Below are 23,989 nucleotides of genomic sequence, written 5' to 3' on the forward strand. Positions count from 1 at the left end.
CATGCCGGCTTCCCCGTTTAGGATCGACATCACCGATCTGGTGCGCGGGTCGACCCAGGTGCGACCCGAGCGGATTACCTCAAACGTTGCTTGGAGTGTTGCAGGCACGACCGTTCTCGAGGACCAGCCGATCACTGCCAATCTCACCCTCGCTCGGATATCTGGTGGCGTAGTTGTGTTCGGAACAGTGGACGCAACTGTTCGCTCGACCTGCGACAGATGCCTCAAGGTCTACGAGGCCGAGATCAGTGTCAAGGTCCAGGCGTCTCTGTTGTTCGATGTCGACGATGACGACGAAGACGCGTACCTCATCTCGTCTTCCAAGATCGATCTTGAGCCGATCCTCAGAGACGAGGTGCTTCTCGATCTGCCGTTGCGGTCCTTGTGTGTCAGCGACTGTGCGGGACTTGTCGAGTATGTGCAAAGCGACTTGAATACAGGCGTTCACGAGGCAGAGAAGCCCAGTTCGCCTTTTGGCGTTCTAAGGGATCTGCTGCAAGCACGTGAGTAATTCGATTTGAGGTTTCCCTGATGGCGGTTCCAAAGAAGAAAATGTCGCGTTCGCGGACGCGCCGGCGCAAGGCGCAGTGGAAGGTTTCCGCACCGATGACCGTGAAGTGTCGACAGTGCGGATTGGCAACGCTGCCGCATCGAGCGTGCTCAGCATGTGGCACGTACCGCGGTCGGGAAGTCGTCGAGGTCGATAGCCCGTAGTGGAGCGCGGCGACGGGCTTGCACGTCGAGCCGGAGAGTGAGCTGCACAACGGAGCAACTCGGTGATTGCTATTGTCGGGACGAACCCAATCCTTCGCCAGATCTCCAGGAAGCTGCTCTAGTGTATAAAGCGACAATCGCCCTTGATGCAATGGGGGGCGACCACGGACCGGAGAACCTCGTCCTGGGGGCCGCCCGTGTTGCCGACGAGGGGATTGAGATTGTGCTCGTCGGCGACGAATCACAACTCTCCCCGCTTGTCGATCAAGTCGACGCCGATTTGCAGATCGTGCACGCCAGCGATGTCATTGAGATGACCGATGACCCCGCACGGGCACTGCGCCAGAAGAAGGACGCTTCGGTGCTGGTAGCCGCCAAACTCGTTGCGTCGGGCGAGGTCGGCGGGTTCGTCTCAACCGGATCGACCGGTGCCACGATGGCTGCCGCGGCGCTCGTTATAGGCCGATTCAAAGGTATTGGACGACCTGCGCTTGCGACGCTGTTTCCGCACGGTCCGATACTCCTTGATGGTGGCGCCAACGTGCAGGTTCGACCCGAGCACCTGATTCAGTTCGCGATCATGGGATCGGCGCTTGCGCAGAGCCACAACGACATTGCAGAGCCGCGCATCGGCTTGCTCAACATCGGCACTGAGGACTCTAAGGGCCGCGATCTTGAGAAGGAGACGCTAGGTCTGCTACGAGAGACCGCTGGTATCAACTTCATCGGGAACGTCGAGGGAACAGATCTGATCGGGGGGACCGTCGACGTTTTCGTCACCGACGGGTTCACCGGAAATGTGGTTCTCAAGACTTCCGAGGCGATTGCCAAGCTTGTTCTCGGCCTCGTGCTTCAGACTGTCACGGACTTGCACCTCGACGACGGCGACCGGGTATTGGACGCACTCAAAGACCTGGCCAACGGACTTGCGGTGGATGAAAATGGTGGGGCTCCGCTGCTGGGGACGAAGGGTGTTGCCGTCGTTGCACACGGATCTTCTAACGTCGCCGCGGTTGCTTCTGCGTGCCGGCTTGCTGCCGAGGGCGTCGCAACCGATCTTCCTGGGCACATCGAAAAGGGGTTGGCGCAGATGGGCGCTTTAGCGGGATGACGCCGATCGACGGAACTGCACGGAGTGCGTTCGAAGACGCAGTGGGGTATCGGTTCGAAAACAAGGACTTGCTTGAGAGGGCGTTGACGCACCGGTCCTACATCGCTGAAAATCAAGGAAGGGATTCGTACGAGCGCTTGGAATTTCTCGGTGACGCCGTTCTGCAGCTCGCGGTCACGCACGACCTCTACGCAGAGTATCCCGAGTTGGCCGAGGGTCATATGGCAAAGATTCGGGCGGTGGTCGTGAGTGAAGTGAGTCTCGCCGTGGTGGCGCGAACGTGGCGTTTACCCGACGTGCTGGTCCTTGGCAAAGGCGAAGAACAAACCGGAGGCAGGGGCAAGAACTCGATCTTGTCGGACGTCGTGGAGTCCGTCCTGGGCGCGATCTACATAGAGGCCGGCTTCGAGCGAGCATCCGAGCTTGTTCGTCTTCACTGGACGGTGTTGATAGCCGAGCGGGCTTCGGCTCCCGGCATGCGGGACTACAAAACTCGTCTCCAGGAGGCGCTTGCCCAGGATGGAAAACTCCCACGGTACGAGGTCACGGAGTCAGGTCCAGAGCACCGGAAGGACTTTGTGGCGCAGGTGTTTGTTGATGATGCCCTCTTGGGCAGTGGCAAGGGCTCATCGAAGAAGCGTGCCGAACAGGCAGCGGCTCAGGTTGCCGCGACGACGCTGTCCGCCGGCTGATATGCCCCGTGCCTGAACTCCCTGAAGTTGAGACAACCCGGAGGCTGATCGAGCCGGTGCTTCTCGGACGTAAGATCATCGCCGTGCAAATAGGGCGAGCTCGAGTTTTGCGGCGCCAACCGATACCCGAACTGTTTGTACAGCGTGTTGTCGGGAGCACCGTTGACAAGGTTGGGCGGCTAGGCAAGTTTATCGAGATCGGCTTGTCGAACGAGATGATGCTGGTGATTCATCTTGGTATGTCGGGCCACCTTCAGCACCACCCCAATGAGTCGGCACCGATGGTTGACCACACCCAGATGGTGCTGACGACGGCCGCCGGTGAGCAGATCCGATTTGTGGACCCGCGAACCTTTGGGTTTGTTGTTGCTCTAGACGTCGATGAGCGGCCGTTGATTTTCGACACCATCGGCCGCGACGCTTTGAACGATCTTCCCACCGCGAAGGAGCTTCATGCGGCGTGGGGGAGAAGCCGGTCGCCGATGAAGGCGCTCTTGCTTGATCAACGAATCATTGCAGGCATCGGGAATATCTACGCCGACGAGATTCTGCACCGCGCCAAAGTACACCCACTGTTGCGCGGCGAGCAACTGACGCCGCGGCGTGTCGGCGCAATCCACGCCGCGATATCTGCGGTCCTGCTCGACGGTCTCGCCTGGGGAGGCACCACACTGAACGACATGGCGTATCTGCTTCCCGATGGCCGGACCGGTGAGTTTACGGAACGCTTGGCGGTGTACGGTAAGACCAACGACTCGTGCTCGAGCTGCGGCCGTCGCATCCGCCAAATAAGTGTGCGCCAACGCTCCACCCACTTTTGCGGCTGGTGCCAACGGCTGCCACGTAGGGCCGGCTGAATATCATCCGTGTAATTCGCTTGCTACACTTCTTCCGTGGTTCTCAAGACTCTCTCCCTTGCCGGCTTTAAGTCGTTTGCTGACCGCACGCGTCTTGATTTCGAGCCCGGCGTCAACATTGTGGTTGGTCCGAACGGCTCGGGGAAGTCGAATCTCCTCGACGCAATTGCCTGGGTCATGGGCACCCAGGCGACTCGTGTTCTCCGCACCGAGAAGATGGAAGATGTGATCTTTGCCGGCACGACGACTCGACCCGCGTTAGGTCGCGCCGAGGTCGTTCTGACGTTCGACAACAGCGATGGATTTCTTCCGCTCGACGTTGCCGAGGTCACCATGACAAGGCGTTTGTACCGTGATGGGACTAGCGAGTACCTACTCAACGGGGCGCAATGCAGGCTCCTCGATCTGAGCGAGCTGTTGTCCGACGGTGGTGTCGGCCGCCACCAGCACATGCTTGTCGGGCAGGGCCAGATTGGCGAGATCCTCAACGCCCGCCCCGAGGAGCACAGGGCTGTTATCGAGGAAGCTGCTGGAATAACCAAGCATCGTGGACGTCGGGATCGGTCGATCCGTCGACTCGACCAGACCGACGTTGACCTTGAACGGCTACATGACCTTCTCGACGGCTCGAAAAAGCGCCTGCGCCCACTAAAGCGCCAAGCAAATGCCGCCGAGCAGCACGGGTCCGTTCGCGACGATATTCGTGCGCTCCGGTTGTGGATTGGCGGGGACACCCTGCGCGCTATTACCGCACGTCTCGCCGCGGCGGACACGAATCACGGTGGCCTTCGTAAAACAATTGCGTCCGAGGCTTCCCAGCTTGAAACGCTGCGGGGTAGCCTCGACGGACTACGGTCGGCAGCGAGCGAGGTTGGGCGCGAACTCGAGCATGCCACATCGGCGGCAGCCCGGCTCGAAACCGTCGGTGAACGGCTGCAGCGGATAACCCAAGTCTCACGCGAGCGCCGCTATGCGCTGGAATCGAGGCTGAAAGGTGTCGACGAGCGACGTCGCGATCTTGACAAGGAAATCGCCCACCTTGAGACCGGCCTCAAACGCACGGAAACCGAATCAGTGCAAGCGCAGGCCGAAGCCGATCGCCGCGAGGTCCAGTTGCAAGCGTTCGAGGATGAAGAGCGTGGACTCGCCGAACAGGTACAGCTCCCAGTGGAGGGCCTGGTGGCAAACTTGCGTGGTGACCTACGCGCCTTAGAGACCGCGGTCGAGCGTGATCGTCGTGAATCAGAGCACGTTGAACGTCGTCGCGACGCTGTTGAGGAACGCCTTGAGACAGATATTGAGTTGGGGCGGCAGCTTGTTCGGTCGATCCAAGACACCGATATTGAAGTCGGCAAGGTACAGGCGGCTCACGAGGTCGTTCGACGCATACGGACCGACGCTGAACGCGCTCTCGACACGGCACAAGGTGTGTACACCGAAGCTCGGTTCGCGGTGGCCAAGGCGCAGGCGCGGGTCGATGCTGTAGCCGGCGCTCTTGCCGGTGTCGGCGATCCCGCGGCACGCGAACAAGCGGTGCGCACGGCCGGTGTCACCGGCTCGCTCGTCGCACTACTCGATGTCCCTGAATCTGCGGCCCGTGCTGTCGACGCCGCTTTGGGACCGTGGAGCGACGCCTATGTGGCCGACGCCGGCAAGTTTGATGGCGTCATCCTGTCTTTGAAATCAGAAGGATTGGGAGGCGTGTCTTTTGTTGCGGATCGAGACGTCGACGGTTCCGTGCCCGCCCGATCGGTTGCGAAGGACCTTGGGTTTACCGCTCTCGTAGACACTCTCGGCGCTTCTGCCAGTCGTAGGCTCGCGGCCCAACTTCTTGGTGACGTGGTACTTGTCGAGGGTTGGTCTGCCGGTTGGAATCTCGTGCAGGGGCATCCACACTTGCGCGCCGTCACACCCGAAGGGGACATGATGACTGTGTCAGGCATGCAACTTGCCGAACCGGATGGCGCCGGGCCGGCTGCACTCGAGGCTTCCAAGGTTGCGCTCGAGGTCGCTGAGAGTGCGTTTGCGTTGGCAACTTCGGCCAATGACGCAGCCAAGGAAACATTCGATGGTGCCAACGTATCTCACCGCGCAGCCTTGCAGGCGCTAGAGGCGGCGGAGGCTCGGCTCGCCGGTTCGACCGAGGCGCTCGCCATGAACGAACGAACACAGGCCGAGGGTGTCGCCGAACTTGAGCGGCTAGACGCGCGCCAGGCGGCCCTGGTCGAGGCCGCGACCGCCCGCGGCGAGCGGATCGGCGAAGTGCGCGACCGGGTTGCACAATTCGAAGGCGAGGAGCTGTCCCGCCAGGATGCATGGGATGCTCTCAACCGGCGCCGTGAAGATGTTGCCCGCCGCCGCGACCAAGCTCGCGAGAAGCGCCAGCAAGCTGCGGCGGAACTCGCCGCGATTGCTGAGCGGTGCAGCCAAACCGAGACACGGCTCGCCGCCGCCCGCACCGAACACCTATCGATAGACACTCTGCCGGTCGATCCCGAGGTCATCGAGGGGCTTTCAACCGTGGAGTCGATGGCACGTCGCGGCGTCGATCTCGTTAGTGCCCATGTTGAGAATCTTCGCGAGCGTCAGCGCTCCTTGCGCGAAGGTGTCGGTGTTGCAGATACTGAGCTCACCCAGGCACACTCCAACGAACGCGCCCTTGAACAATCTTTGACGTTGGCGAGAGACCGGGCAAACACACTTGCTGTCGAGCTCGCGGAGCTACGGGTGCGTCACGAGTCTGTTGCTGAAGGCCTGCGCCGCGACGCAGATGCGTCTGAAAAAGAGGCGTTGGCGGCGCCCGAGCCTCAGATCGGTGATGGGGAATCCTCGGTTGAGTTGCTTGCTTCACGTGAGGCACAACTGCGCAGGATGGGCCCTATCAACCCTCTCGCTGCTGTGGAATACAACGAGCTTGCCATCGAAGTCGAACATCTTGAAGCGCAACTTGGCGACCTTGAACAGTCCAAGAGCGAGCTTCGCAAGGTGATTGCGGCGTTGGATGAAGAGATGGTCGAAATGTACCGCGAAGCATTCGATGAGATCTCGGCGTTGTACGAGGAGAACTTTGCGCTTGTGTTCCCCGGCGGAACGGGCCGTCTTCGGATGCTCGACCCCGATGACCCTCTTGAGTCCGGTATCGAGATTCAGGCCCAACCACTGGGGAAAAAGGTAGGCCGGTTGAGTCTGCTGTCGGGTGGCGAGCGCTCGCTGGCCGCCCTTGCGTTCCTGTTCGCAGTGTTCCGCGCACGCCCGAGTCCGTTCTACGTCCTTGATGAGGTGGAGGCTGCGCTCGACGACCCCAACCTGAGGCGGTTTCTCAGATTGGTCGATACGATGCGGGGGACGGCTCAGCTGGTCATCATCACCCACCAGCCGCAGACGATGGAGGCCGCCGACATCCTCTACGGTGTGACCATGGAGCCGGGCGAATCTTCTCGTGTGCTCTCCAAGAAGCTTGACCGCACGTCGGTCTAACTCACTCGCGGCCAGGAGCTAACCGTGGACAAATCCGTTCTCATTGTCATCGCGATAACGGCAGTCGTTGTCGCGACCGGTCTGTACCTGCGATCAAAGGGCAGATCGAAGACCGCCTCCCCAGCTAGGAGAACCGCTCAGCAAGCGTCAACAACCGTGGGCGGCGTCGGGCTACGCGACAAGCTCTCAAAGACACGCTCGGTGATTGCGAGACAACTCGGCGAGATCATAGGCCGAGGTACGCTCGACGATGATTTCTGGTCGGATCTCGAGGACACGCTCGTAGCTGCGGATGTGGGAGTCAGCGTGGCGGCGGCAGCGGTCGACGCGGTGAAATCCACTAGCCCGGACACGGGCGAAGCGGCACGCACCGCGCTCATTGCACATCTCACCGGCATTTTCGCCAACCGCGAACGCGGCCTCAACCTTGGTCGCAAGCTGTCGGTGATACTTGTTGTCGGGGTGAACGGCTCGGGGAAGACGACGACCATCGCCAAGATTGCGTCGCAGCTCGGCGATCAAGGAAAGACGGTTGTACTTGGTGCCGCCGACACGTTTCGCGCGGCGGCGGCCGAACAGCTAAAAACTTGGGCCGACCGGCTCGGAATCGAGATAGCTACCGGAGCTGACGGTGTCGACCCCGCATCTGTGGCTTTCTCTGCCGTTCGTCTCGGTCAGTCGTCTGGAGCGGATGTAGTGATCGTCGATACTGCAGGTCGCCTCCAAACCAAGTCGAACCTGATGGACGAGCTCGCAAAGGTCAAACGCGTGATCTCACGCGAGGCCGGCGATATCGACGAGGTGCTTCTCGTCATAGACGGCACCACCGGGCAGAACGCCCTTGAGCAGGCGAGGGCGTTCAACGAGGTTGCAGCCGTTACCGGCATTGTGGTCACCAAGCTTGATGGCACCTCGCGCGGCGGCGTCGCCATAGCTGTCGAACAGGAGCTCGACATACCGATCAAGTTCATTGGTGTTGGCGAACAGGTCGACGACCTCGTAGCCTTTTCCCCCGAAGACTTTGTGGATGCACTGATCGGAGCTTGAGCATGTCACCCGCTGATGCAGACAAATTGCTACAGCTATCGCGAGATGTCGCGCACAGAGCGTACGCCCCATACTCCAAGTTTCACGTTGGCGCGGTTGTGGTAGACGAGGATGGAAATACCTTTGTTGGAGTAAACGTCGAGAACGCTGCCTACGGGTCGGGGCAGTGCGCGGAAGCTTCGGCGGTTAGTGGCGCGGTTAGCGCCGGTGCCGGCAAACTCGTCGCAATCGCGGTCAGTTCACCAAACGCTGCACCATGCTGGCCGTGTGGGAACTGCCGACAAATTCTGCGCGAGTTCGAAGTCGAGACCGTCATCGTTGAGGCGTCGGACCGGGCCGCCCTCCCGGTGCCACTGGCGGAGTTACTGCCGAACAGCTTTGGCCCCGACGATATTGCCGGGGCGAGTGTCTAGTGGCCGCCGGGTACTCAGGTACTCCGCTCGCCAAGAAGCTCGGCATCAAGGATGACCACGCAGTCGGCCTGAGCAACGCTCCAGTTGACTTCGTCGACACACTCGGTCAGCTCCCACCCGGTGCTCACATCGTTGATGGGCGGACATCCGTGTGGGATGTTTCGGTATCGTTCTGTCTCACCGAAGATGATCTACGAGTCGCGCTGGCACGCGCAATGGCGAAAATGCCATCCGCCGGTGGTGCCTGGATTGGGTGGCCCAAGAAGGCATCAGGCATGGCGACCGAGCTGAACTTCGATGTTGTACGACACAGCGGTCTCACACTCGGACTCGTCGACAACAAGATCTGCGCGATCGACGACACCTGGTCAGGTCTGCGGTTCGTTGTCCGCAAAGAAAACCGACCGAGCTGGCCGCGCTAGCCGCGAGCTTTGAGTGCTTCGATGAGGGCTGGGATCACTGTGTGGACGTCGCCGACAATGCCGAGGTCGGCGAGGCCGAAGATTGGGGCCTCTTCGTCCTTGTTGATTGCAATGATTGTGGTGGAGTCTTTCATTCCGACCACGTGCTGCATGGCGCCCGAGATTCCGCATGCGATGTACACGTCGGGTTTCACAGTCTTGCCCGTCTGCCCAACCTGGTACGAATAGGGGACCCACCCGGAATCAACCACGGCGCGGCTGGCGCCGACCGCGGCACCGAGTAGCTTGGCGAGTTCATCCATCATGGGGAACTTCTCTTCACCGACACCGCGGCCTCCGGAAACAACGATTGCCGCCGCTTCAAGATCGGGTCCTTCAGATTCTTCGGCGTGACGCTCTGTCACAATCGCCGCCGGTCCAGAGTCTTCCACCTCGACGGTGGTAATTTCGGAGGACCCGGCTCCACCCGGCTCGGCTGTAAAAGCTTTCGGGCGTGTGATAACGAGCGCGACTCCGTCACCTTCGATGGACGTGAGGACGCGTTGGGTGCCGCCGAGGATCTCGTTGGAAACGACAACTCCGGTCTTGTTGGTGATGTCGGTGGCGTTAGCGAGAACCGGTCTATCAAGTCGAACGCTGAGGCGGCCTGCGGTGTCGCGGTCGGTCGTGTCCATGCCGAATAGCACGATGTCGGGATCATGTTCGCCGATGAGCGACTCGAGCGCTCGGGCCGCTGCTGGCGCCGCGAGCTGATCACCAGTCTCGAGTTGGTAGATCGTTTGGGCACCAAAGTCGGCGAGGTTCTGCGCACCGGCATCGCTGAGAGTCCCGGTGGCGAAGACGGCTACCGCGTTGCTGAGCGAACGCGCCTTGGTAAGCATTTCAAGCGCACCATCTGCCGGCCCGCCGTCGTGAATGTCTGCAAAAACCCAAACAGCCACCTAGATCACCTTCACTTCTTCGAGCAGGGCAATGATTCTCTCGTGCCCAGTACCGTCGTCAGCAACGATCTCGCCAGCCTGTCTCGCAGCCACCGGTTCGATGCTGCGAATGACTTGTTGAGGCGATGGTGAAACACCGAGGTCTGCCGCACTCAAGGTCTCGACAGGCTTTTTCTTGGCGGCCATGATGCCTTTGAAGTTCGGGTAGCGGGGCTCGACCACACCCGCTGTCACCGAAATGAGGGCCGGTATCGGCGCTTCGACGACGTCGAAACCAGCGCTGGTTTGGCGTTCGATACGCACATGGCCTTCGTCGATCGACTCGACTTTCTTGGCAAACGTCAGAGCCGGGATGCCAAGGAGTTCGGCAATCTGTTGTGGAACGACACCGGTGTATCCGTCAGTTGACTCTGTCCCGGCCACCACAAGGTCGTAACCTTCGCGGCGAATCGCCGCAGCAAGGATCTTGGCGGTGGTTAAAGCGTCCGAGCCCTTGAGCGTGTCGTCGTCGATGATGACAGCCTTGTCTGCGCCGGTAGCAAGAGCTCGGCGAATTCCTTGTTGTGTGCCGGTTGGCCCCATTGAGAACAACGTCACCGTGCCTCCAGTGGCCTCGGCTAGCTGGAGAGCGACCTCGACGCCGTATGTGTCGGTCTCGTCCATGATCTGGTCTTCTGGGCGCACCACAAAATGCGTCTCGGCATCAAGTTCGTACGGTGTTGCAGGGTCTGGAATCTGCTTGACGCAGACGGCGATTTTCATGGCGGCAACTCTCCTGGCTGCTGGGTGGTGCGAAGGTTACAACTTTTAGCGAGCGCTCAAAAAGCCCTGTTTCTACAGACCGACAAGATCGGGAAGGAGGTTTGTCAGCACTGCTGTAAAGGTTTCTCTGGCTTTGTCTGCGGTCTCCGTGACTTCCTCGTGGCTCAAGGGTCTCTGCGAGATGCCGGCGGCGAGGTTGGTGACGAGCGAGATAGCGCCTACTCGAACACCCATGTGGACCAGCGCAATGGCCTCGGGAGCGGTGGACATGCCGACAAGGTCTGCTCCCAGGAGTTTCGCCATCTGCACTTCTGCGGGAGTCTCATAGCTCGGTCCGAGGAACCATCCATACACCCCCTCCTTGTAGGTGACACCCTGGGACTCCATTGCGGATCTGATGGTGTCGCGGAGCGTAGGGTCGTACACGTTGCTCATATCGGGAAAGCGTGGACCGAGTCGGTCGTCGTTCGGGCCGACAAGTGGATTGCGACCCGTGAAATTAATGTGGTCCCTGATCGCGACGAGGTCACCCGGGTCCATGCCGTCGCCACACCCGCCTGCGGCATTGGTCAGCAACACAGTGCGCGCCCCGGCCATCGCTGCTGCGCGGACGCCGAACACCACGTCAGACGGGTCCCATCCCTCGTACGTGTGGACTCTGCCCGATAAAACGAGAATCGCCTCCTCGCCGACGAGAGCAGAGACCAGCTCCCCGCCGTGTCCTGACACCTGGGGGACCGGGAATCCTGGAATCTCGGCGAATGGAATCGTGATCGCATCCTCGAGGGTGGCGCCGAATGAGCTAAGACCGGAGCCGAGGACGATGGCTGCTTCGTGTGACTGTCGGTGCGTGCGGTATGCAATTGCCGCGGCCGCTTGTTGTAAAGCGCTGTGTGTCATGAGTCAACTCCTTGGCGCCGCTCGGCTTGCAAAGCACTCGCGCAGATGTGGCGGGTGATGGTAGCCCGACCGTGAGTTCGTTTGCCTGGGCGATTGTCTGGGGGCGAGTTGAGGAATCCGCGGAAACATCGCGGTGCCGCAAGGTCTCTACAGTGCGGCTGTGAGCCATAAGAGTCATCCAGAGCCGGACGCGACCCAGAAGGCCCTCCGGGCGCTCAACAAGGTTGTCGCTCCATCGGTGCGTGCCGGTCTGGGGAACCCGCTGCCGGTCGGTGGTGGCGCGATCATTCTCGAAACGGTTGGTCGTACGTCGGCGCTTGGCCGCAGGGTGCCGTTGCTTGCCGCCCGCCTTGGTGATCGACTGGTGGTCAGCACGGTTCGCGGAGACTCGCAGTGGGTTCGCAACATCGAGGCCGATCCCGCGGTGACGGTTTGGCTCTACGGAAAGTCCCGGCCTTTCACCGCTGTTGTCAAGCGCGGTGCCATCACTAGGGTCGTACTGACTCTTGACAGGACGCGTGACCGGTGATGCGCTTTTGTCTCAACGGACCTCGCTGAGAATGACCGGAGGACGGTCTACCTTGACCGCTCCAACTGTCCAGGCGCCTTTGAGCACCTCCAGCGCGGCGTCGAGCCTTTCCTCGTCCGCATACCTGACGGTTGCTAACGGATCGCCGACGTTCACCTGATCGCCGATCTTCGCGTGCACGGTTATCCCGACACCCATGTCGATCTCTGCATCCTTGGTAGCGCGGCCCCCGCCGAGTCGAACCGAGGCCGTACCCACGTCAAATGCATCGCAGCGCGCAACCCATCCGTCGTTGGATGCTTTGATCACGTAGGCATATTCGGCAACAGGTAGTCGGTCTGGGTGGTCGACCATTGCAATATCGCCTCCTTGGGCGGTGACGATCTGGCGAAACTTCTCGAACGCAGCGCCTGAGTCGACCGCAGCTTCAAGGAGTGCTTTCGCCTCGTCATGCGATTCGGCTTTGCCACCCAAAACGAGCATTTCCTGGCCGAGGAGGTATGTCAACGTGACGAGATCGGTGGGTCCGCCGCCATGCAACACGTCGATCGACTCGCGCACTTCTGACGCATTACCAACTTCGATCCCGAGGGGCTGGTCCATGTTGGTGAGGTACGCAACAACCTCGGTGTCGTGCGCCGCGCCGATGCCCACCATCGTCTCAGCAAGCAGCTTGGCGTCTTCGACTGTTTTCATAAATGCTCCGCTCCCGACCTTCACATCGAGTACCAGGCCGTCGAGATCTTCAGCGAGCTTCTTCGACATGATCGACGACGCGATCAGCGGCATGGAGGACACGGTCCCGCTGCCGCTGCGCAATGCATAGATCAACCGATCGGCAGGAACGAGCGTGTTCGATTGGCCACCTATGACGGCGTTGTTGCGGCGCAGCAAGTCCATGAAAATTTCGGGGTCGAACGCAGTCCGCAACCCCGCAATGGCTTCGAGTTTGTCGCGAGTCCCACCGGTGTGGCCGAGGCCGCGCCCGGATATCATTGGGATCGGAACTCCGCATGCCGCCACCATGGGGGCGAGCGGGATCGTGACTTTGTCGCCGACCCCTCCGGTCGAGTGTTTGTCGATTTTCTTGCCGGAAATCGACGAACAGTCGAGGACGTCGCCCGAGTGGAGCATCGCGTTGGTCCACGCGGCAAGTTCCGCTCCTGTCATGCCAATGAGAAATATGGCCATCAACAGTGCCGACATTTGATAGTCGGGGATAGCGTCATCAACGTACGATGCGATGATCCACCCAAGCGCCTCATCGGAAAGTTCTTTCCCGTCACGTTTATGCGCAATGAGCTCCACCATGGAGAAATGTTTGGTCGACATCGGACACGCCCTACAAGTCGTCGTTCGTGGGCGCCCCACATTATCAGGCTAGTCAGCATCAGGGGCAACTCGGCCGTTGTGGATTCGATGCCCTTCGGTCCTTAGCAATTCGGCTTGTTCCTGGCGCAGCCGGGGCAGCAGGCGTCCGGTGGACGAGATGATCCGCCACCATGGAAGGTCCGGGACTTTCCGCAGCAAACTACCGACGGCTCTGGCGGCACCGGGGTACCCGGCTTCGGATGCGACCTCCCCGTAGGTCATGAGGTCACCGGGGCGCGTCGCCAGGATTACTGCGATCGCCGAATCTTCGAAGGCTAGTTCACGATCCACGATCTGCCCTCGCTAGGGCGCGGTGCAACGCCGCAGTCACACAGTTCCGAATAGCCGGTCGCCCATGTCGCCGAGCCCAGGGAGAATGTATGCGCGGTCGTTAAGTTCTCGGTCGAACGATGCAGCGACGATGCGGACGTCAGGATGGCGCTCGTACATTGCTCGCACCCCATCGGGCGCGGTCACGACACACATGGCAGTGATGTTGCTCGCGCCAGATTCCTTTACTTTGTCAACGGCCCAGGACAGTGAACCGCCGGTTGCCAGCATCGGTTCCAAAATCAGCACGTGTGCGTTGGCGAGATTGGGCAGCTTGTTGTAGTACTCCTGGGGGAGCGCGGTATCCTCGTCACGCTGCACGCCCGCGAAACCCACCTTGACCTTGGGAATCATTTCGAGCACCGCGTCGAGCATCCCAAGGCCCGCACGTAGGACCGCAACTGCAACGACATCACCAAGCTCGTAGCCGACGGTCGCCTCCATCGGTGTCTCGATCGCGGTTTCGGTCATTGGGGCAGAGCGCGTTGCCTCCATCAGCAACGTGAATGTCAGACGCTTCGCTGCCGCGCGGAATTGTTCTGAATTGGTGTTCTTGTCGCGGAGCACTGAGAGTGAGTGGCGGGTGAGCGGATGGTCAATAACGGTGAGGTTCACAATGCGTCCATGGGTCGGGGCCGCCTAAATCGTAACGCGTTTGCTAAATCGGGGTTCTGTGCCGCTCGACCTACACTTGCCGCCTATGTTTGAGAACCTCACCAGCCGTTTCGGAGATGTGTTCACCGCGTTGCGGAGCAAGGGCAGACTGTCCGAATCCGACATTGATGCAACCTTGCGCCAGGTACGTCTGGCGCTGTTGGAAGCCGATGTAAACGTCGCAGTTGTCAAGACATTCCTGGCGCGCGTCAAGGTACGTGCATTAGGCAACGAGGTCGCCAAGAGTCTCACCCCCGGTCAGCAGATCATCAAGATCGTGCATGAAGAGCTGATTACGACCCTGGGTGGCGAGACCGCTGAACTCCTTCGTCCGACGACTCCGCCGCTGGTCATCCTCATGGTTGGTCTGCAGGGATCGGGCAAAACTACTTCGGCCGCCAAACTCGCTGCCATGCTCAAGTCAAAAGGTCGGCGCCCGCTCTTGGTTGCGGCCGATTTACAACGTCCCGCGGCAATAGACCAGCTTGAGATGCTCGGCAGGCAGTGCGGGGTTCCGGTGTTTGCCGATCGCAACGGGAAGCCCGCGCGGCTTGTCAAGGCAGCCCTGAAACAGGCCCGCGCCGACTCGAACAACGTTGTCATCATCGACACGGCAGGCAGATTGCAGATCGATACCGAGCTGATGAAAGAGCTCAACGCGGTGCATAAAGTCGCCCGGCCGCACGAGGTGCTGCTGGTCGTCGACGCTATGACCGGCCAGGAAGCCGTCAACGTGGCGACCGGGTTTATGGAGTACACCGAACTCACCGGTCTCCTGCTTACGAAGATTGATGGTGACGCCCGCGGCGGTGCAGCGATTTCAGCCCGTGAAGTTACCGGTGTCCCGATCAAGTTCGTCGGTACCGGCGAGGGCATCAACGATCTGGACACGTTTCATCCGGACCGCATGGCGTCGCGGATTCTCGGGATGGGCGACGTCATGTCATTGATCGAGAAGGCCGAGGCCACGATCGACCCGGACACTGCTGATAGAACATTGAGGAAGCTCCGCAAGGGGTCGTTCGATCTTGAGGACTTCCTCGAGCAATTCCAGCAGCTCAAGAAAATGGGCCCGCTGCAATCGCTGGTTAGTATGTTGCCCGGCGCCGGGCAGGCGCTACGCGATGTTGAGATCGACGACAAGGATCTCAGCCGGGTCGAAGCGATTATCCGCTCGATGACGCCGGCCGAGCGGCACAACCCTAGAATTATCAACGGGAGCCGTAAACGCCGAATCGCACAGGGTTCGGGGACAAGACCTCAGGACGTCAACCGGCTCTTGAAACAGTTCTCAGAATCTCAAAAGATGATGAAGGCGCTCGTCAGCGGCAATAGCCCCATCCCGGGCTTGTCGCTGCCGGGTGGCCGTCGCGGAAACAAAAGGTAAACACACATGGCAGTAAAGATCCGTCTCACCCGCTTGGGTAAGAAAAAGCAGCCGGTCTACCGCGTCGTCGTAATGGATTCACGCAAAGCGCGCGATGGCAAGTACATCGAGCAGATCGGTCGTTACGCACCGCTTGACAATCCGTCTTTGATAGAAATAGACAACGAGAAGGCCCTGAAGTGGCTCAAGGACGGAGCCCAGCCCACCGACCGGGTGCGCAAGCTTCTTGAGATTTCAGGCGCGTGGACCGAGTTCAGAATCGCGAGGGGCGATATACACACAGTCGACTCTGGTCCCGCATCCCAATCCAAGAACGAAGCTGAGCCGGAAGCCAAGGTGGAGACTGAGCCGGAACCGGCATCAGAGGAGCCTGCAGCTGCGACTGAAACCGCCGTTGAGACTGACACACCAGACACTGAAACCTCGGATGCCGAAAGCGAAGGTGACGCATGACCGAAGGAAAAATCGTAGAGGCTGTGGTGAGCTACATCACAAAACAAATCGTGGACGATGCTGAAACCGTCGAGGTGGTAGTCGCCTCCGATGGACCAGACGCTGTCGTCGCCGAGGTCCGCACCGCCAAGTCGGACATGGGCCGAGTCATCGGACGTCGCGGCCGTGTAGCCAGGGCCATTCGGTCGGTCGCCCGTGCTGCCGGTGATGAAGAGGGTCTTGCAGTCCAGGTCGAGTTCCTCGACTGACGGGCAGTCGATGTCCGACGAGCCAGCCTGGAGAAAGGTTGGGTACATCCAACGTGCCCACGGCATCCGGGGTGCTGTCACCATTGTATCAATCAGCGACGATCCAACGCGGTTCGTCGTAGGTGCCGTTCTGCGGACCGACGAAACGCCCCCACGAGAAATTGCGGTGGTGTCGTCGCGGCCCCACAAGAGTGGGTATCTCGTCACATTTGCAGAGTTTGACTCACGCGACGCTGCCGAAGCCGCCAAGGGACTGTCGCTGTTCGTTCCGGCAACGGACCGCCGGACGTTGGACGAGGACGAATACTGGCCCGAGGATCTCGCCGGCCTGGTCGTTGTCACCGTGACCGGAGACGAAATTGGCGTCATTGAATCGGTCTTGGTCGGGACCGCCCAGGATCGTCTCCGTGTGCGGCTGCACAGCGGTGCACATGCGGAGATTCCATTTGTCTCAGCACTGGTTCCCGTCGTCGATCTTGCCGCTGGGAGAGTCGAAGTGGATCTTCCAGTCGGGTTGATCGGTGACGGCGCAATCGTGGATCTACCGGACTAACGGTGGACGCCCGATTGGGAATCGCTCCGTGGCCCAGGCCGAGTCAGTTGGCGTTGACCTGCAGCTCAACCGTGGAGTCCCCTCGCTTGAGGCGCAGTATCTGAGTCTCAAGAAGATCTTTGTCGATCGACGTCTCAAACCAATACCAGCCGCGATCTGCGTTGGCTTCTATGTCGGTCTCCGGTGTGATGGTTGTCGTGTTGCTTGCGTAGGTGAGTTCGACCGGTTCTCCACCCCATGAGTATCCAGAAACCGTCAACCTTTGCCCGCTGCGGCTTGGAGCAACGAACACCACGAGGTCGTCGAAGACCGAAGGGTAAGCGAGATTCTCTGCACTGTTCGCCGGCCGGAGGTCGAGCACTGACCGGGCCGGCTCTGGCAGACCAAAGGCCCGCGCTTCGACGGGTCCGCTGAGGTGGATGTCCACAATGAGTGCGCCGTTTGCGAGGCGTACCACATACGCCCTCCTGATCATGGCCGTGTCGACCAGTATGTCGTCGATCTGGGTCGTTTCGACCTCGGGCGAGAGCGCAACGCGAATGACGTTGAATTCACGCAACAACGAAACTGCTGTTTCGCCCATTATTGAAGCAGGGGCACCATCCGATGTGAGGAAATCGAGTACGAGCCGCTCGCAGTCTTCATAGGCCGCCCAGCGGATCGTCGAGAGACGTTCGGCGTCGCCGACTGTAGCGCCGAACGTTGCAAGAATTTGGCTAGCTGAATATGCCGTTTCACCGATCGCACATGGCGCCTCGGTCGGCGGGGTTGTGGTTGGTGGCAGAGTCGAGGTGGTCGACGACGCCGGCGGCTCGGGGGTATGGGTGGTCGAGATAGGTGCAACCGTGTTAGGCGGCTCGACAGAGATTGTAGACCCAACGCCCGTGGCATCGCACGCGGTTAGTGCGAGTAAGAAAACCGAAATTCTGGCGAAATGTCTCACGGCCGAAGCCTACCGCCGGTCGACCGTCACGCCGCAGCATTGTCTGTGATACCGTTCTGCGATGCCGAAATTTCCCCGTCCCGATCGAGCGCTTGCGATCGACATTCTGAACGGTGTCGAGAGTGCAGATCTGCTGCTTGCCGAGGCTCGCCGCCTCCGCGACGAGGGTTTCGGTCGGGTCATAACCTATTCGCGTAAGGTGTTCATCCCGCTCACGACGTTGTGCCAGGACGTGTGCACCTACTGCACCTTTGCCAAACCCCCGGGGGCCGGCGGCCAGTACCTTGAGCCCGAGGATGTCATCGCAATCGCTCGGGCCGGCCAATCACACGGTTGTACCGAGGCGTTGTTCACGCTCGGAGATCGGCCGGAGGCGAGGTGGCTGCAAGCGAAGGTCTGGCTGCAAGATCACGGTCACGAATCGACGCTTGAGTACGTCGCCCAAATGTGTGAGGCTGTCGTGTCGGAGACGTCGCTGTTCCCACATGCCAATCCTGGCCTGCTGAGTTTTGATGACTTCGTTGCACTGCGTCCTTCGAATCCCTCCATGGGGATGATGTTGGAAAATATCTCACCGCGTCTGATGGAACCGGGTATGCCTCACCACAACTGCCCGGACAAGGATCCCGTCTTGCGGGTGGCGACAATTTCGGCCGCGGGCGTTGCCAAGGTGCCCTTTACGACCGGGATCCTTGTAGGGATTGGGGAGAACAACGAGGAGATAGTCGATTCTCTGTTCGCGCTGGCCGATCTGCAAGCCCGGCACGGGCATATCCAGGAGGTCATCATTCAGAACTTCCGTGCCAAGAACGACACGTTGATGCGGTTGGCCCCCGAACCTGACATCCCGTTTTTTGCACGAGTCGTGGCACTAGCGCGCTGGATCATGGGTCCAGAGATGAGCGTCCAAGTGCCGCCAAACCTCACTGAGGACTTTTCGGTCTACCTCGACGCCGGTATCAACGACTGGGGCGGGGTTTCTCCGCTGACGATTGACTGGGTGAACCCCGAGGCACCCTGGCCGCATGTAGAGAAACTCAGTGCAGTCACGTCGCGTGGTGGATTCGAGTTGCGGGCACGATTGCCGGTGTACCCACGGTATCAAAACGAAACGTGGGTTGACCGGGCACTTCTTAACCGAGTCTTGGACGCGGCTGACGACGACGGACTCGTGGGCCGCAACTCACTGAGGGTAGGAGCATCCGCATGAACCGCTTCGTGACCGCTGTCCATTTGCGCCCCGCTGAGCAGGTCCATGTGCTTTGGGCCACCACCCGCAGACGTGAGGGCACGACTGTTGTTGAGGTTTCGGCGTTGGACGCGGCGTCGTGGACCGCAACCGTTGAGGCGAAGCTGGGGGCGGTGGCGACCAGTGTCGATGGTGTCGAACCGCTTGCCTGGGTTGTGGAACCGCAACAGGCGTTGTCTTTGGCGCAACAGGGCGTCCCTGGCTGGCGTATCACGGTGATCGACACTGGCATCCGTGCCGATGTGGTGGAGGCTGTGGCCCGTACTCAAGCAGCGTTTCTTCGCGGCGGGCGATCGCATGCGACCGAGCTGGCTCAGATCACGGCCCTCCCCGGTACGGTGGCCCGAGTTTCGGTGTTTGTCGATGACGTACACGAAGCACTTGGCGCGGTTGGCTCGGGCGCAGAGGATCTTGTATTGCGCGGATGGACGTCCGCCATGGTTGGTGAGTTGCGTGATTCCTTGGGTGGGCGTCTTGTTGAGCGTGCGGTGTATCCGCCCGGCGTGTCGGTCGAGGATCTGCGTTCGCACCTCGACGCCGACAGGTTCGCGGCAGCACTTGAACTTGTTGATGCGAGCGGGGCTGCGAGACCGAAGGACGAGTGGGCTCCAGGAAAGAACATGGCTGCGCCAGTTCCAGAGCGGCGATTTTCCGCCCAGTGGGGTGATGAGGCGTGGAGGTCGGTGAGCGGCGAGTCGGCGTCCCGAGATCTCGCCGTGGACCTTGGTGGCATCCTTGATCGCGCCATCGAGGGCACCGCCCCGACCCAGACGGAAGTCGTCCGACTGTTCTCCGCGCGAGGCGATGAAGTTGATGCGATCGCCGGCGTAGCGGACGTCCTACGCAAGCGAGTGAACGGCGATGTTGTTACCTACGTTGTCAATCGAAACATCAACTACACGAACCAGTGTTACTTCAAGTGCGGGTTCTGCGCGTTTTCTAAAGGACCCCGGTCGCTAGAACTACGCGGCGACCCGTATCTCATGACAATTCCGCAAGTGGTCGAACGCGCCGTCGAAGCACATCGCCGCGGAGCGACAGAAGTCTGCCTGCAAGGCGGCATACATCCAGACTTTACCGGAGACTTCTATATCGCTCTGCTCGAGTCGATCAAGGAACATATTCCTGAAATGCACTGCCACGGGTTCACGCCGCTGGAGGTGTGGCAAGGCGCCGACACGCTCGGGGTGTCGGTGAAGGAATTCCTGCAGCGTTTGCGAAACGCTGGTCTAGGATCCCTTCCGGGCACGGCTGCGGAGATTCTCGACGACCGTATTCGCGAGTACTTGTGTCCCGACAAAATAAGGACGGGGCAGTGGGCAGAAGTCATGGTGACCGCCCACGGCCTTGGTTTGCGGTCCACCGCAACGATGATGTTTGGACACATCGACGACGCCGCGTCGTGGGCTGAGCACTTTGAGGTGCTCCGGACCATTCAGCGGTCGACCGGTGGGTTCACCGAGTTCGTCCCGCTGCCGTTTGTGCACATGGGTGCCCCGATCTACTTGCGAGGTAGGAGTCGACCCGGACCAACCTGGGATGAGACGGTTCTGGTGCACTCTGTTGCCCGGATTGCTTTTCACGGATTGATCGACAACATCCAAGCGTCGTGGGTGAAACTTGGGCTCGATGCCGGAGTTCGTCTGCTGTCAGCAGGTTGCAACGACCTCGGTGGAACATTGATGGGCGAGACCATTTCGCATGCAGCAGGAGCAGCGCACGGGACCGAGATGGCTCCAGAGGACTTTGTGTCGGCGATTGAGGCGGCGGGGCGGACTCCGCGCCAACGCACGACGCTTTACGAGGAGTTCGTCAGCAGAGTTGGCTGGAGCAGTGGCTCGGCCGGCGGCCGCCGAAGCACCAGCGGCTCGATGTCCGATTCGCCGTGACTCGGTTAGTGTACATGCCGTGATTGTCTCCCATCCTTCGATTATCCAAGGCGGCATGGGCGTAGCCGTGTCCAATTGGGTCCTTGCACGCGCAGTTGCCATTGAGGGTCAGATGGGAGTCGTGTCTGGGACCGCTCTTGATGTTGTTTTGGTGCGACGTCTCGAAATGGGCGACTCAGACGGATCGATGCGTCGCGGTCTTGCTGCGTTCCCGATCCCCGGTGTTGCGGATCGTGTTCTCGAAAAGTACTTCATCGAGGGTGGCAAAACCGCTACCGAGAGGTTCACCCAGAAGCCGCTAGTGTCCCACCGGCCATCCCAAGCGCTCACAGAACTGCTGGTAGTCGCCAACTTCGTTGAGGTGTGGCTCGCCAAGGAGGGGCACGACGGAGTTGTCGGCATCAATTTCTTGGAGAAGCTCCAGCCCCCCACTTTGGCGTCCATTTACGGCGCGATGCTTGCCGATGTGGACTATGTGCTGATGGGGGCCGGTATACCCCGATCGATCCCTGGCATTCTCGACAAGCTCTCGGTTGGTGAGACGGCCGAGCTGAGGCTCGACGTGAAGGGTGCACACAAAGACGACAACTTTGTGATGCGTTTCGATCCGACGGCTTTCAGCAGGGGCCGGATCATCGATCTAAAGCGACCAAAATTTCTTGCCATCATCACATCTGACGTCCTCGCCAAGATGTTGGCGACGAAGGCAAATGGTTTTGTTGACGGGTTCATCGTCGAGATGCCCGTTGCCGGTGGACACAACGCACCGCCGCGCGGGAAGTTGCAACTTTCCGATGAGGGTGAGCCAATCTACGGTGACCGCGACGTACCCAAGCTAGAGAACATCGTGGCACTTGGGCGCCCCTTTTGGCTCGCCGGTGGCTTTGCGACCGCGCAAGGGTTGCGCGACGCGCAGGCAGTTGGAGCCGTTGGTGTTCAGATCGGAACGGCGTTTGCTTATTGCGAAGAGTCGGGGTTCACCGAAGAGATCAAGATGGGGGTACTTGCGATGTCGCGTGCCGGTGAAGCCAAGGTCAAAACGGACCCTCGCGCCTCGCCAACCGGCTTCCCGTTCAAGGTCTTGCAAATCAAGGGCTCGCTTTCCGTCGAGTCTGTGTACCAAGAGCGCGAGCGGGTGTGCGACCTCGGCTATTTGCGTACTGCTTATCGACGAGAAAACGGCAAAATCGGGTGGCGCTGTCCCTCCGAACCGATTGACGACTATCTTGCCAAAGGGGGAAAGATGGAAGAAACGGTCGGGCGTAAGTGCGTCTGCAACGCGCTGTGCAGCGCGATCGGCATGCCGCAGATTCAGTTCAACGGCGCTGTTGAAGGGGATCTCGTGACGTCTGGTGACGACGTGGCGACGATCGCGAGATTCCTCCCGCAAGGCTCCGCCACCTACAGCGCCGTCCACGTCATCAACACCATTCTTGGTATTGCGGCACCCGCTATTGCTGAGAGCGAAGTAGCAGAATCAATCGTCTAGAGATCAGTAGCCAAGCCGCGGCTGCTGTGGGGCTTTTTCCCGGAGTGTGACTGCGGTTCCGGTCATGGTGATTAGAAGCCGGTCGCCGAGAGGGGTGTACGTCATAGCGACGCCGATTACCGCGTGTGCGCCTCGATCAATGGCTTCCTCGGTGAGGCCGTCGATCCCGATTTGGCGGGCGCGTGCGAGGGTCTCGCCAAGGTTGGTGTACCCGGCAGGAGAGGCGTCGATTGCTACTTCGGCCGTCACGACGCCAAGGTAGGTATCGGTGTCCCACTGTGACAGGGTTTCTGTCGTGCTTATCACTGGTCGCCACACTTGTTCGCCAGACGGCGAGGTGACCCACCCTTGAGCCGCGGTGCTCCACTGCGAGCCCCAGCGCCGGCCTAACCCGTAGTGAGCGGACGGCTCTTTAAGGACGTTGGTACGGCTCGTGGTCCGTAGATCGCGAATTGTCGCGTTTTCCACTGCCTCTGGCACATCCGCGGCGTCGCTGGGGGTCGAGACTGCCTGCGGCTGTTGGCTGATCGACTCGGTTACCACTGCTGACCGGGTTACCGCTGCTACCGGATCGTCACCCGTGAGATCAATGTGCTCAAGGGCGGTGGTTTGTGCGTCTGCGGTGGAAGTGGCGGGTCGTTGCCAGTTGTGTTCCATGGCTTCGTTCTCGTTCGATGTAGAGCGAAACACAGGACGGTCGTCTCCGAACGGGTCGACCGTATCACGTCGCGCCTGTTCGATTCCGGCGCCGTTGCGGATGGTGTCTTCGCTGTAGGCCATGCTGCCCTTTGTCTGGCGATTGCGTTCCCTTGACACCGCAGGATACCCTTGCACCATGCACATTGCGATCATCACGATTTTCCCTGATTTCTTTGCTGAGACGCTCGAAATATCGATTGTTGGCAAGGCTCGCGCTACAGGCCTTCTTGAAACAACTGTTGTCGATTTACGGGAGTTTGGCAGTGGCGTACATCGCCAGGTCGACGATGCGCCATTTGGTGGCGGGGTTGGCATGGTGCTGCAACCCGAGCCAATGGCGAACGCCTTGGGACCCTACGCGGCGACTCGACGGATTCTGTTGACACCTGCCGGCGCAACCCTCACGCAGGTGACTCTCGATCGCTGGGCGCTACTTCCTGCATTGACTCTGGTGTGCGGGAGATACGAAGGTGTCGATGAGCGCATTGCAGAAAACTTCATTGACGAGGAGGTCTCTATCGGCGACTATGTCCTGCTCGGCGGGGAAGTGGCTGCGTTGGCGATCGTTGAAGGGGTGACAAGGCTGTTACCGGGTGCGCTTGGCAACCCAGAATCAGTGCACACCGAATCTTTCCGCAACGGCCTGCTTGAAGAGCCCCAGTACACTCGACCAGCAGATTGGCGTGGGTGGTCCGTACCCGACGTGCTGCTGTCCGGGCACCACGAACGGGTTGAGGAGTGGCGCCGGCAGCAGCGGCTTGAGCGAACTCGCCTACGTCGACCCGACTTGCTCCGCACAGAGTTCGCCGAGCCTAGGGAAGTGGAGTAAGCTCCCAGACGGTTTTGAACACGCCTCGGA

General features: G+C 60.2%; 25 protein-coding genes and 1 pseudogene. 18 read left to right on the plus strand and 8 right to left on the minus strand.

All coding sequences use genetic code 11. From position 1 onward, the window contains the following. Position 1: 1 nt before the first annotated feature. From IIC71_01645 to IIC71_01685, 9 genes are all read left to right on the plus strand, one after another. Entirely contained in the window at positions 2 to 511 is a 510-nt protein-coding gene (locus tag IIC71_01645) for a DUF177 domain-containing protein (GenBank protein MCH7667898.1), read from the plus strand. Between the two features lie 20 nt (positions 512 to 531). Next, positions 532 to 714, plus strand: coding sequence for a 50S ribosomal protein L32 (rpmF, locus tag IIC71_01650; protein ID MCH7667899.1), 183 nt, complete (start codon positions 532 to 534; stop codon positions 712 to 714). A gap of 121 nt (positions 715 to 835) precedes the next feature. Further along, complete coding sequence (gene plsX / locus IIC71_01655) at positions 836 to 1,825, plus strand: phosphate acyltransferase PlsX (GenBank protein ID MCH7667900.1); 990 nt, start codon at positions 836 to 838, stop codon at positions 1,823 to 1,825. Then, positions 1,822 to 2,517: a ribonuclease III gene (rnc, locus tag IIC71_01660; protein MCH7667901.1), complete on the plus strand. Its 696-nt coding sequence runs from the start codon at positions 1,822 to 1,824 to the stop codon at positions 2,515 to 2,517. The genes plsX and rnc overlap by 4 nt, the downstream gene beginning before the upstream one ends. 8 nt (positions 2,518 to 2,525) lie before the next feature. Then, positions 2,526 to 3,374, plus strand: a complete 849-nt coding sequence (gene mutM / locus IIC71_01665; GenBank protein ID MCH7667902.1) for a bifunctional DNA-formamidopyrimidine glycosylase/DNA-(apurinic or apyrimidinic site) lyase — start codon at positions 2,526 to 2,528, stop codon at positions 3,372 to 3,374. Between the two features lie 36 nt (positions 3,375 to 3,410). After that, positions 3,411 to 6,851, plus strand: a complete 3,441-nt coding sequence (gene smc / locus IIC71_01670; protein MCH7667903.1) for a chromosome segregation protein SMC — start codon at positions 3,411 to 3,413, stop codon at positions 6,849 to 6,851. A gap of 24 nt (positions 6,852 to 6,875) precedes the next feature. Next, a complete protein-coding gene (ftsY, locus tag IIC71_01675; GenBank protein ID MCH7667904.1) occupies positions 6,876 to 7,898 on the plus strand; it encodes a signal recognition particle-docking protein FtsY in 1,023 nt (340 codons plus the stop codon). 2 nt (positions 7,899 to 7,900) lie between these two features. Then, on the plus strand, positions 7,901 to 8,311 hold the full coding sequence (locus tag IIC71_01680; GenBank protein MCH7667905.1) for a cytidine deaminase: 411 nt from the start codon (positions 7,901 to 7,903) through the stop codon (positions 8,309 to 8,311). Further along, positions 8,311 to 8,733: a DUF3052 domain-containing protein gene (locus IIC71_01685; GenBank protein ID MCH7667906.1), complete on the plus strand. Its 423-nt coding sequence runs from the start codon at positions 8,311 to 8,313 to the stop codon at positions 8,731 to 8,733. Before IIC71_01680 ends, IIC71_01685 begins: the two co-directional genes overlap by 1 nt. On the opposite strand, the pseudogene IIC71_01690 reads toward IIC71_01685, so the two are convergent. The 3 genes and pseudogenes from IIC71_01690 to IIC71_01700 form a co-directional block, all read right to left on the minus strand. Beyond that, a pseudogene (locus tag IIC71_01690) lies at positions 8,730 to 9,668 on the minus strand (electron transfer flavoprotein subunit alpha/FixB family protein). The gene IIC71_01685 and the pseudogene IIC71_01690 overlap by 4 nt on opposite strands. Positions 9,669 to 9,674: 6 nt before the next feature. Then, positions 9,675 to 10,436: an electron transfer flavoprotein subunit beta/FixA family protein gene (locus IIC71_01695; GenBank protein ID MCH7667907.1), complete on the minus strand. Its 762-nt coding sequence runs from the start codon at positions 10,434 to 10,436 to the stop codon at positions 9,675 to 9,677. A gap of 72 nt (positions 10,437 to 10,508) precedes the next feature. After that, positions 10,509 to 11,336, minus strand: coding sequence for a purine-nucleoside phosphorylase (locus tag IIC71_01700; protein MCH7667908.1), 828 nt, complete (start codon positions 11,334 to 11,336; stop codon positions 10,509 to 10,511). A gap of 160 nt (positions 11,337 to 11,496) precedes the next feature. On the opposite strand from IIC71_01700, the gene IIC71_01705 reads away from it, so the two are divergent. Next, positions 11,497 to 11,865, plus strand: a complete 369-nt coding sequence (locus tag IIC71_01705) for a nitroreductase family deazaflavin-dependent oxidoreductase (protein ID MCH7667909.1) — start codon at positions 11,497 to 11,499, stop codon at positions 11,863 to 11,865. Positions 11,866 to 11,877: 12 nt separating this feature from the next. Here IIC71_01705 and IIC71_01710 read toward each other — a convergent pair whose 3' ends face one another. From IIC71_01710 to upp, 3 genes are all read right to left on the minus strand, one after another. Next, the gene (locus tag IIC71_01710; GenBank protein MCH7667910.1) at positions 11,878 to 13,176 is read right to left on the minus strand and encodes a thymidine phosphorylase; all 1,299 of its coding nucleotides are present in this window, start codon (positions 13,174 to 13,176) and stop codon (positions 11,878 to 11,880) included. Positions 13,177 to 13,245: 69 nt separating this feature from the next. Next, positions 13,246 to 13,527 carry an MGMT family protein gene (locus tag IIC71_01715; protein ID MCH7667911.1) on the minus strand — a complete coding sequence of 94 codons (282 nt, stop codon included), beginning with the start codon at positions 13,525 to 13,527 and terminating at the stop codon, positions 13,246 to 13,248. A 36-nt stretch (positions 13,528 to 13,563) separates the two neighbouring features. Then, on the minus strand, positions 13,564 to 14,184 hold the full coding sequence (gene upp, locus IIC71_01720) for a uracil phosphoribosyltransferase (GenBank protein MCH7667912.1): 621 nt from the start codon (positions 14,182 to 14,184) through the stop codon (positions 13,564 to 13,566). A gap of 82 nt (positions 14,185 to 14,266) precedes the next feature. Here upp and ffh point away from each other — a divergent pair, with 82 nt between their 5' ends. Genes ffh through rimM form a run of 4 tightly spaced genes read left to right on the plus strand, consistent with a single transcriptional unit; the run spans position 14,267 to position 16,861 of the window. Continuing rightward, a complete protein-coding gene (gene ffh, locus IIC71_01725; protein ID MCH7667913.1) occupies positions 14,267 to 15,607 on the plus strand; it encodes a signal recognition particle protein in 1,341 nt (446 codons plus the stop codon). A 6-nt stretch (positions 15,608 to 15,613) separates the two neighbouring features. Further along, positions 15,614 to 16,060, plus strand: a complete 447-nt coding sequence (gene rpsP, locus IIC71_01730) for a 30S ribosomal protein S16 (protein ID MCH7667914.1) — start codon at positions 15,614 to 15,616, stop codon at positions 16,058 to 16,060. Next, on the plus strand, positions 16,057 to 16,308 hold the full coding sequence (locus IIC71_01735; GenBank protein MCH7667915.1) for a KH domain-containing protein: 252 nt from the start codon (positions 16,057 to 16,059) through the stop codon (positions 16,306 to 16,308). Before rpsP ends, IIC71_01735 begins: the two co-directional genes overlap by 4 nt. Positions 16,309 to 16,318: 10 nt before the next feature. Beyond that, complete coding sequence (rimM, locus tag IIC71_01740; GenBank protein MCH7667916.1) at positions 16,319 to 16,861, plus strand: 16S rRNA processing protein RimM; 543 nt, start codon at positions 16,319 to 16,321, stop codon at positions 16,859 to 16,861. A gap of 43 nt (positions 16,862 to 16,904) precedes the next feature. On the opposite strand, the gene IIC71_01745 is transcribed toward rimM, so the two are convergent. After that, positions 16,905 to 17,804, minus strand: coding sequence for a hypothetical protein (locus IIC71_01745; protein MCH7667917.1), 900 nt, complete (start codon positions 17,802 to 17,804; stop codon positions 16,905 to 16,907). A gap of 61 nt (positions 17,805 to 17,865) precedes the next feature. Between IIC71_01745 and cofG the strand changes: the two genes are divergently transcribed. The 3 genes from cofG to IIC71_01760 are packed head-to-tail and all read left to right on the plus strand — an operon-like array spanning position 17,866 to position 22,431. Then, complete coding sequence (gene cofG / locus IIC71_01750) at positions 17,866 to 19,014, plus strand: 7,8-didemethyl-8-hydroxy-5-deazariboflavin synthase CofG (protein ID MCH7667918.1); 1,149 nt, start codon at positions 17,866 to 17,868, stop codon at positions 19,012 to 19,014. Further along, entirely contained in the window at positions 19,011 to 20,942 is a 1,932-nt protein-coding gene (gene cofH, locus IIC71_01755; GenBank protein MCH7667919.1) for a 5-amino-6-(D-ribitylamino)uracil--L-tyrosine 4-hydroxyphenyl transferase CofH, read from the plus strand. Before cofG ends, cofH begins: the two co-directional genes overlap by 4 nt. A 55-nt stretch (positions 20,943 to 20,997) precedes the next feature. After that, positions 20,998 to 22,431 (plus strand): nitronate monooxygenase, encoded by a 1,434-nt coding sequence (locus IIC71_01760; protein MCH7667920.1) that lies wholly within the window; start codon positions 20,998 to 21,000, stop codon positions 22,429 to 22,431. A 3-nt stretch (positions 22,432 to 22,434) separates the two neighbouring features. Here the strand turns inward: IIC71_01760 and IIC71_01765 are convergent, their stop codons facing one another. Next, positions 22,435 to 23,211 carry a heavy metal-binding domain-containing protein gene (locus tag IIC71_01765; protein ID MCH7667921.1) on the minus strand — a complete coding sequence of 259 codons (777 nt, stop codon included), beginning with the start codon at positions 23,209 to 23,211 and terminating at the stop codon, positions 22,435 to 22,437. A 55-nt stretch (positions 23,212 to 23,266) separates the two neighbouring features. Between IIC71_01765 and trmD the strand changes: the two genes are divergently transcribed. Further along, on the plus strand, positions 23,267 to 23,959 hold the full coding sequence (gene trmD / locus IIC71_01770) for a tRNA (guanosine(37)-N1)-methyltransferase TrmD (GenBank protein ID MCH7667922.1): 693 nt from the start codon (positions 23,267 to 23,269) through the stop codon (positions 23,957 to 23,959). The last annotated feature ends 30 nt before the right edge of the window (positions 23,960 to 23,989 follow it).

The sequence above is a fragment of the Acidobacteriota bacterium genome (assembly GCA_022562055.1).
GTDB lineage: Bacteria > Actinomycetota > Acidimicrobiia > Spongiisociales > UBA5794 > BMS3BBIN02.

Bases quoted from the DNA above. Each gene is read 5' to 3' on its own strand.
- IIC71_01645 (MCH7667898.1), top strand. From the start codon at position 2: ATGCCGGCTTCCCCGTTTAGGATCGACATCACCGATCTGGTGCGCGGG.
- rpmF (MCH7667899.1), top strand. From the start codon at position 532: ATGGCGGTTCCAAAGAAGAAAATGTCGCGTTCGCGGACGCGCCGGCGC.
- rnc (MCH7667901.1), top strand. From the start codon at position 1,822: ATGACGCCGATCGACGGAACTGCACGGAGTGCGTTCGAAGACGCAGTG.
- IIC71_01680 (MCH7667905.1), top strand. From the start codon at position 7,901: ATGTCACCCGCTGATGCAGACAAATTGCTACAGCTATCGCGAGATGTC.
- IIC71_01695 (MCH7667907.1), bottom strand. From the start codon at position 10,436: ATGAAAATCGCCGTCTGCGTCAAGCAGATTCCAGACCCTGCAACACCG.
- IIC71_01700 (MCH7667908.1), bottom strand. From the start codon at position 11,336: ATGACACACAGCGCTTTACAACAAGCGGCCGCGGCAATTGCATACCGC.
- IIC71_01710 (MCH7667910.1), bottom strand. From the start codon at position 13,176: ATGGTGGAGCTCATTGCGCATAAACGTGACGGGAAAGAACTTTCCGAT.
- ffh (MCH7667913.1), top strand. From the start codon at position 14,267: ATGTTTGAGAACCTCACCAGCCGTTTCGGAGATGTGTTCACCGCGTTG.
- rpsP (MCH7667914.1), top strand. From the start codon at position 15,614: ATGGCAGTAAAGATCCGTCTCACCCGCTTGGGTAAGAAAAAGCAGCCG.
- IIC71_01735 (MCH7667915.1), top strand. From the start codon at position 16,057: ATGACCGAAGGAAAAATCGTAGAGGCTGTGGTGAGCTACATCACAAAA.
- rimM (MCH7667916.1), top strand. From the start codon at position 16,319: ATGTCCGACGAGCCAGCCTGGAGAAAGGTTGGGTACATCCAACGTGCC.
- cofG (MCH7667918.1), top strand. From the start codon at position 17,866: ATGCCGAAATTTCCCCGTCCCGATCGAGCGCTTGCGATCGACATTCTG.
- cofH (MCH7667919.1), top strand. From the start codon at position 19,011: ATGAACCGCTTCGTGACCGCTGTCCATTTGCGCCCCGCTGAGCAGGTC.
- IIC71_01760 (MCH7667920.1), top strand. From the start codon at position 20,998: ATGGGCGTAGCCGTGTCCAATTGGGTCCTTGCACGCGCAGTTGCCATT.
- IIC71_01765 (MCH7667921.1), bottom strand. From the start codon at position 23,211: ATGGCCTACAGCGAAGACACCATCCGCAACGGCGCCGGAATCGAACAG.
- trmD (MCH7667922.1), top strand. From the start codon at position 23,267: ATGCACATTGCGATCATCACGATTTTCCCTGATTTCTTTGCTGAGACG.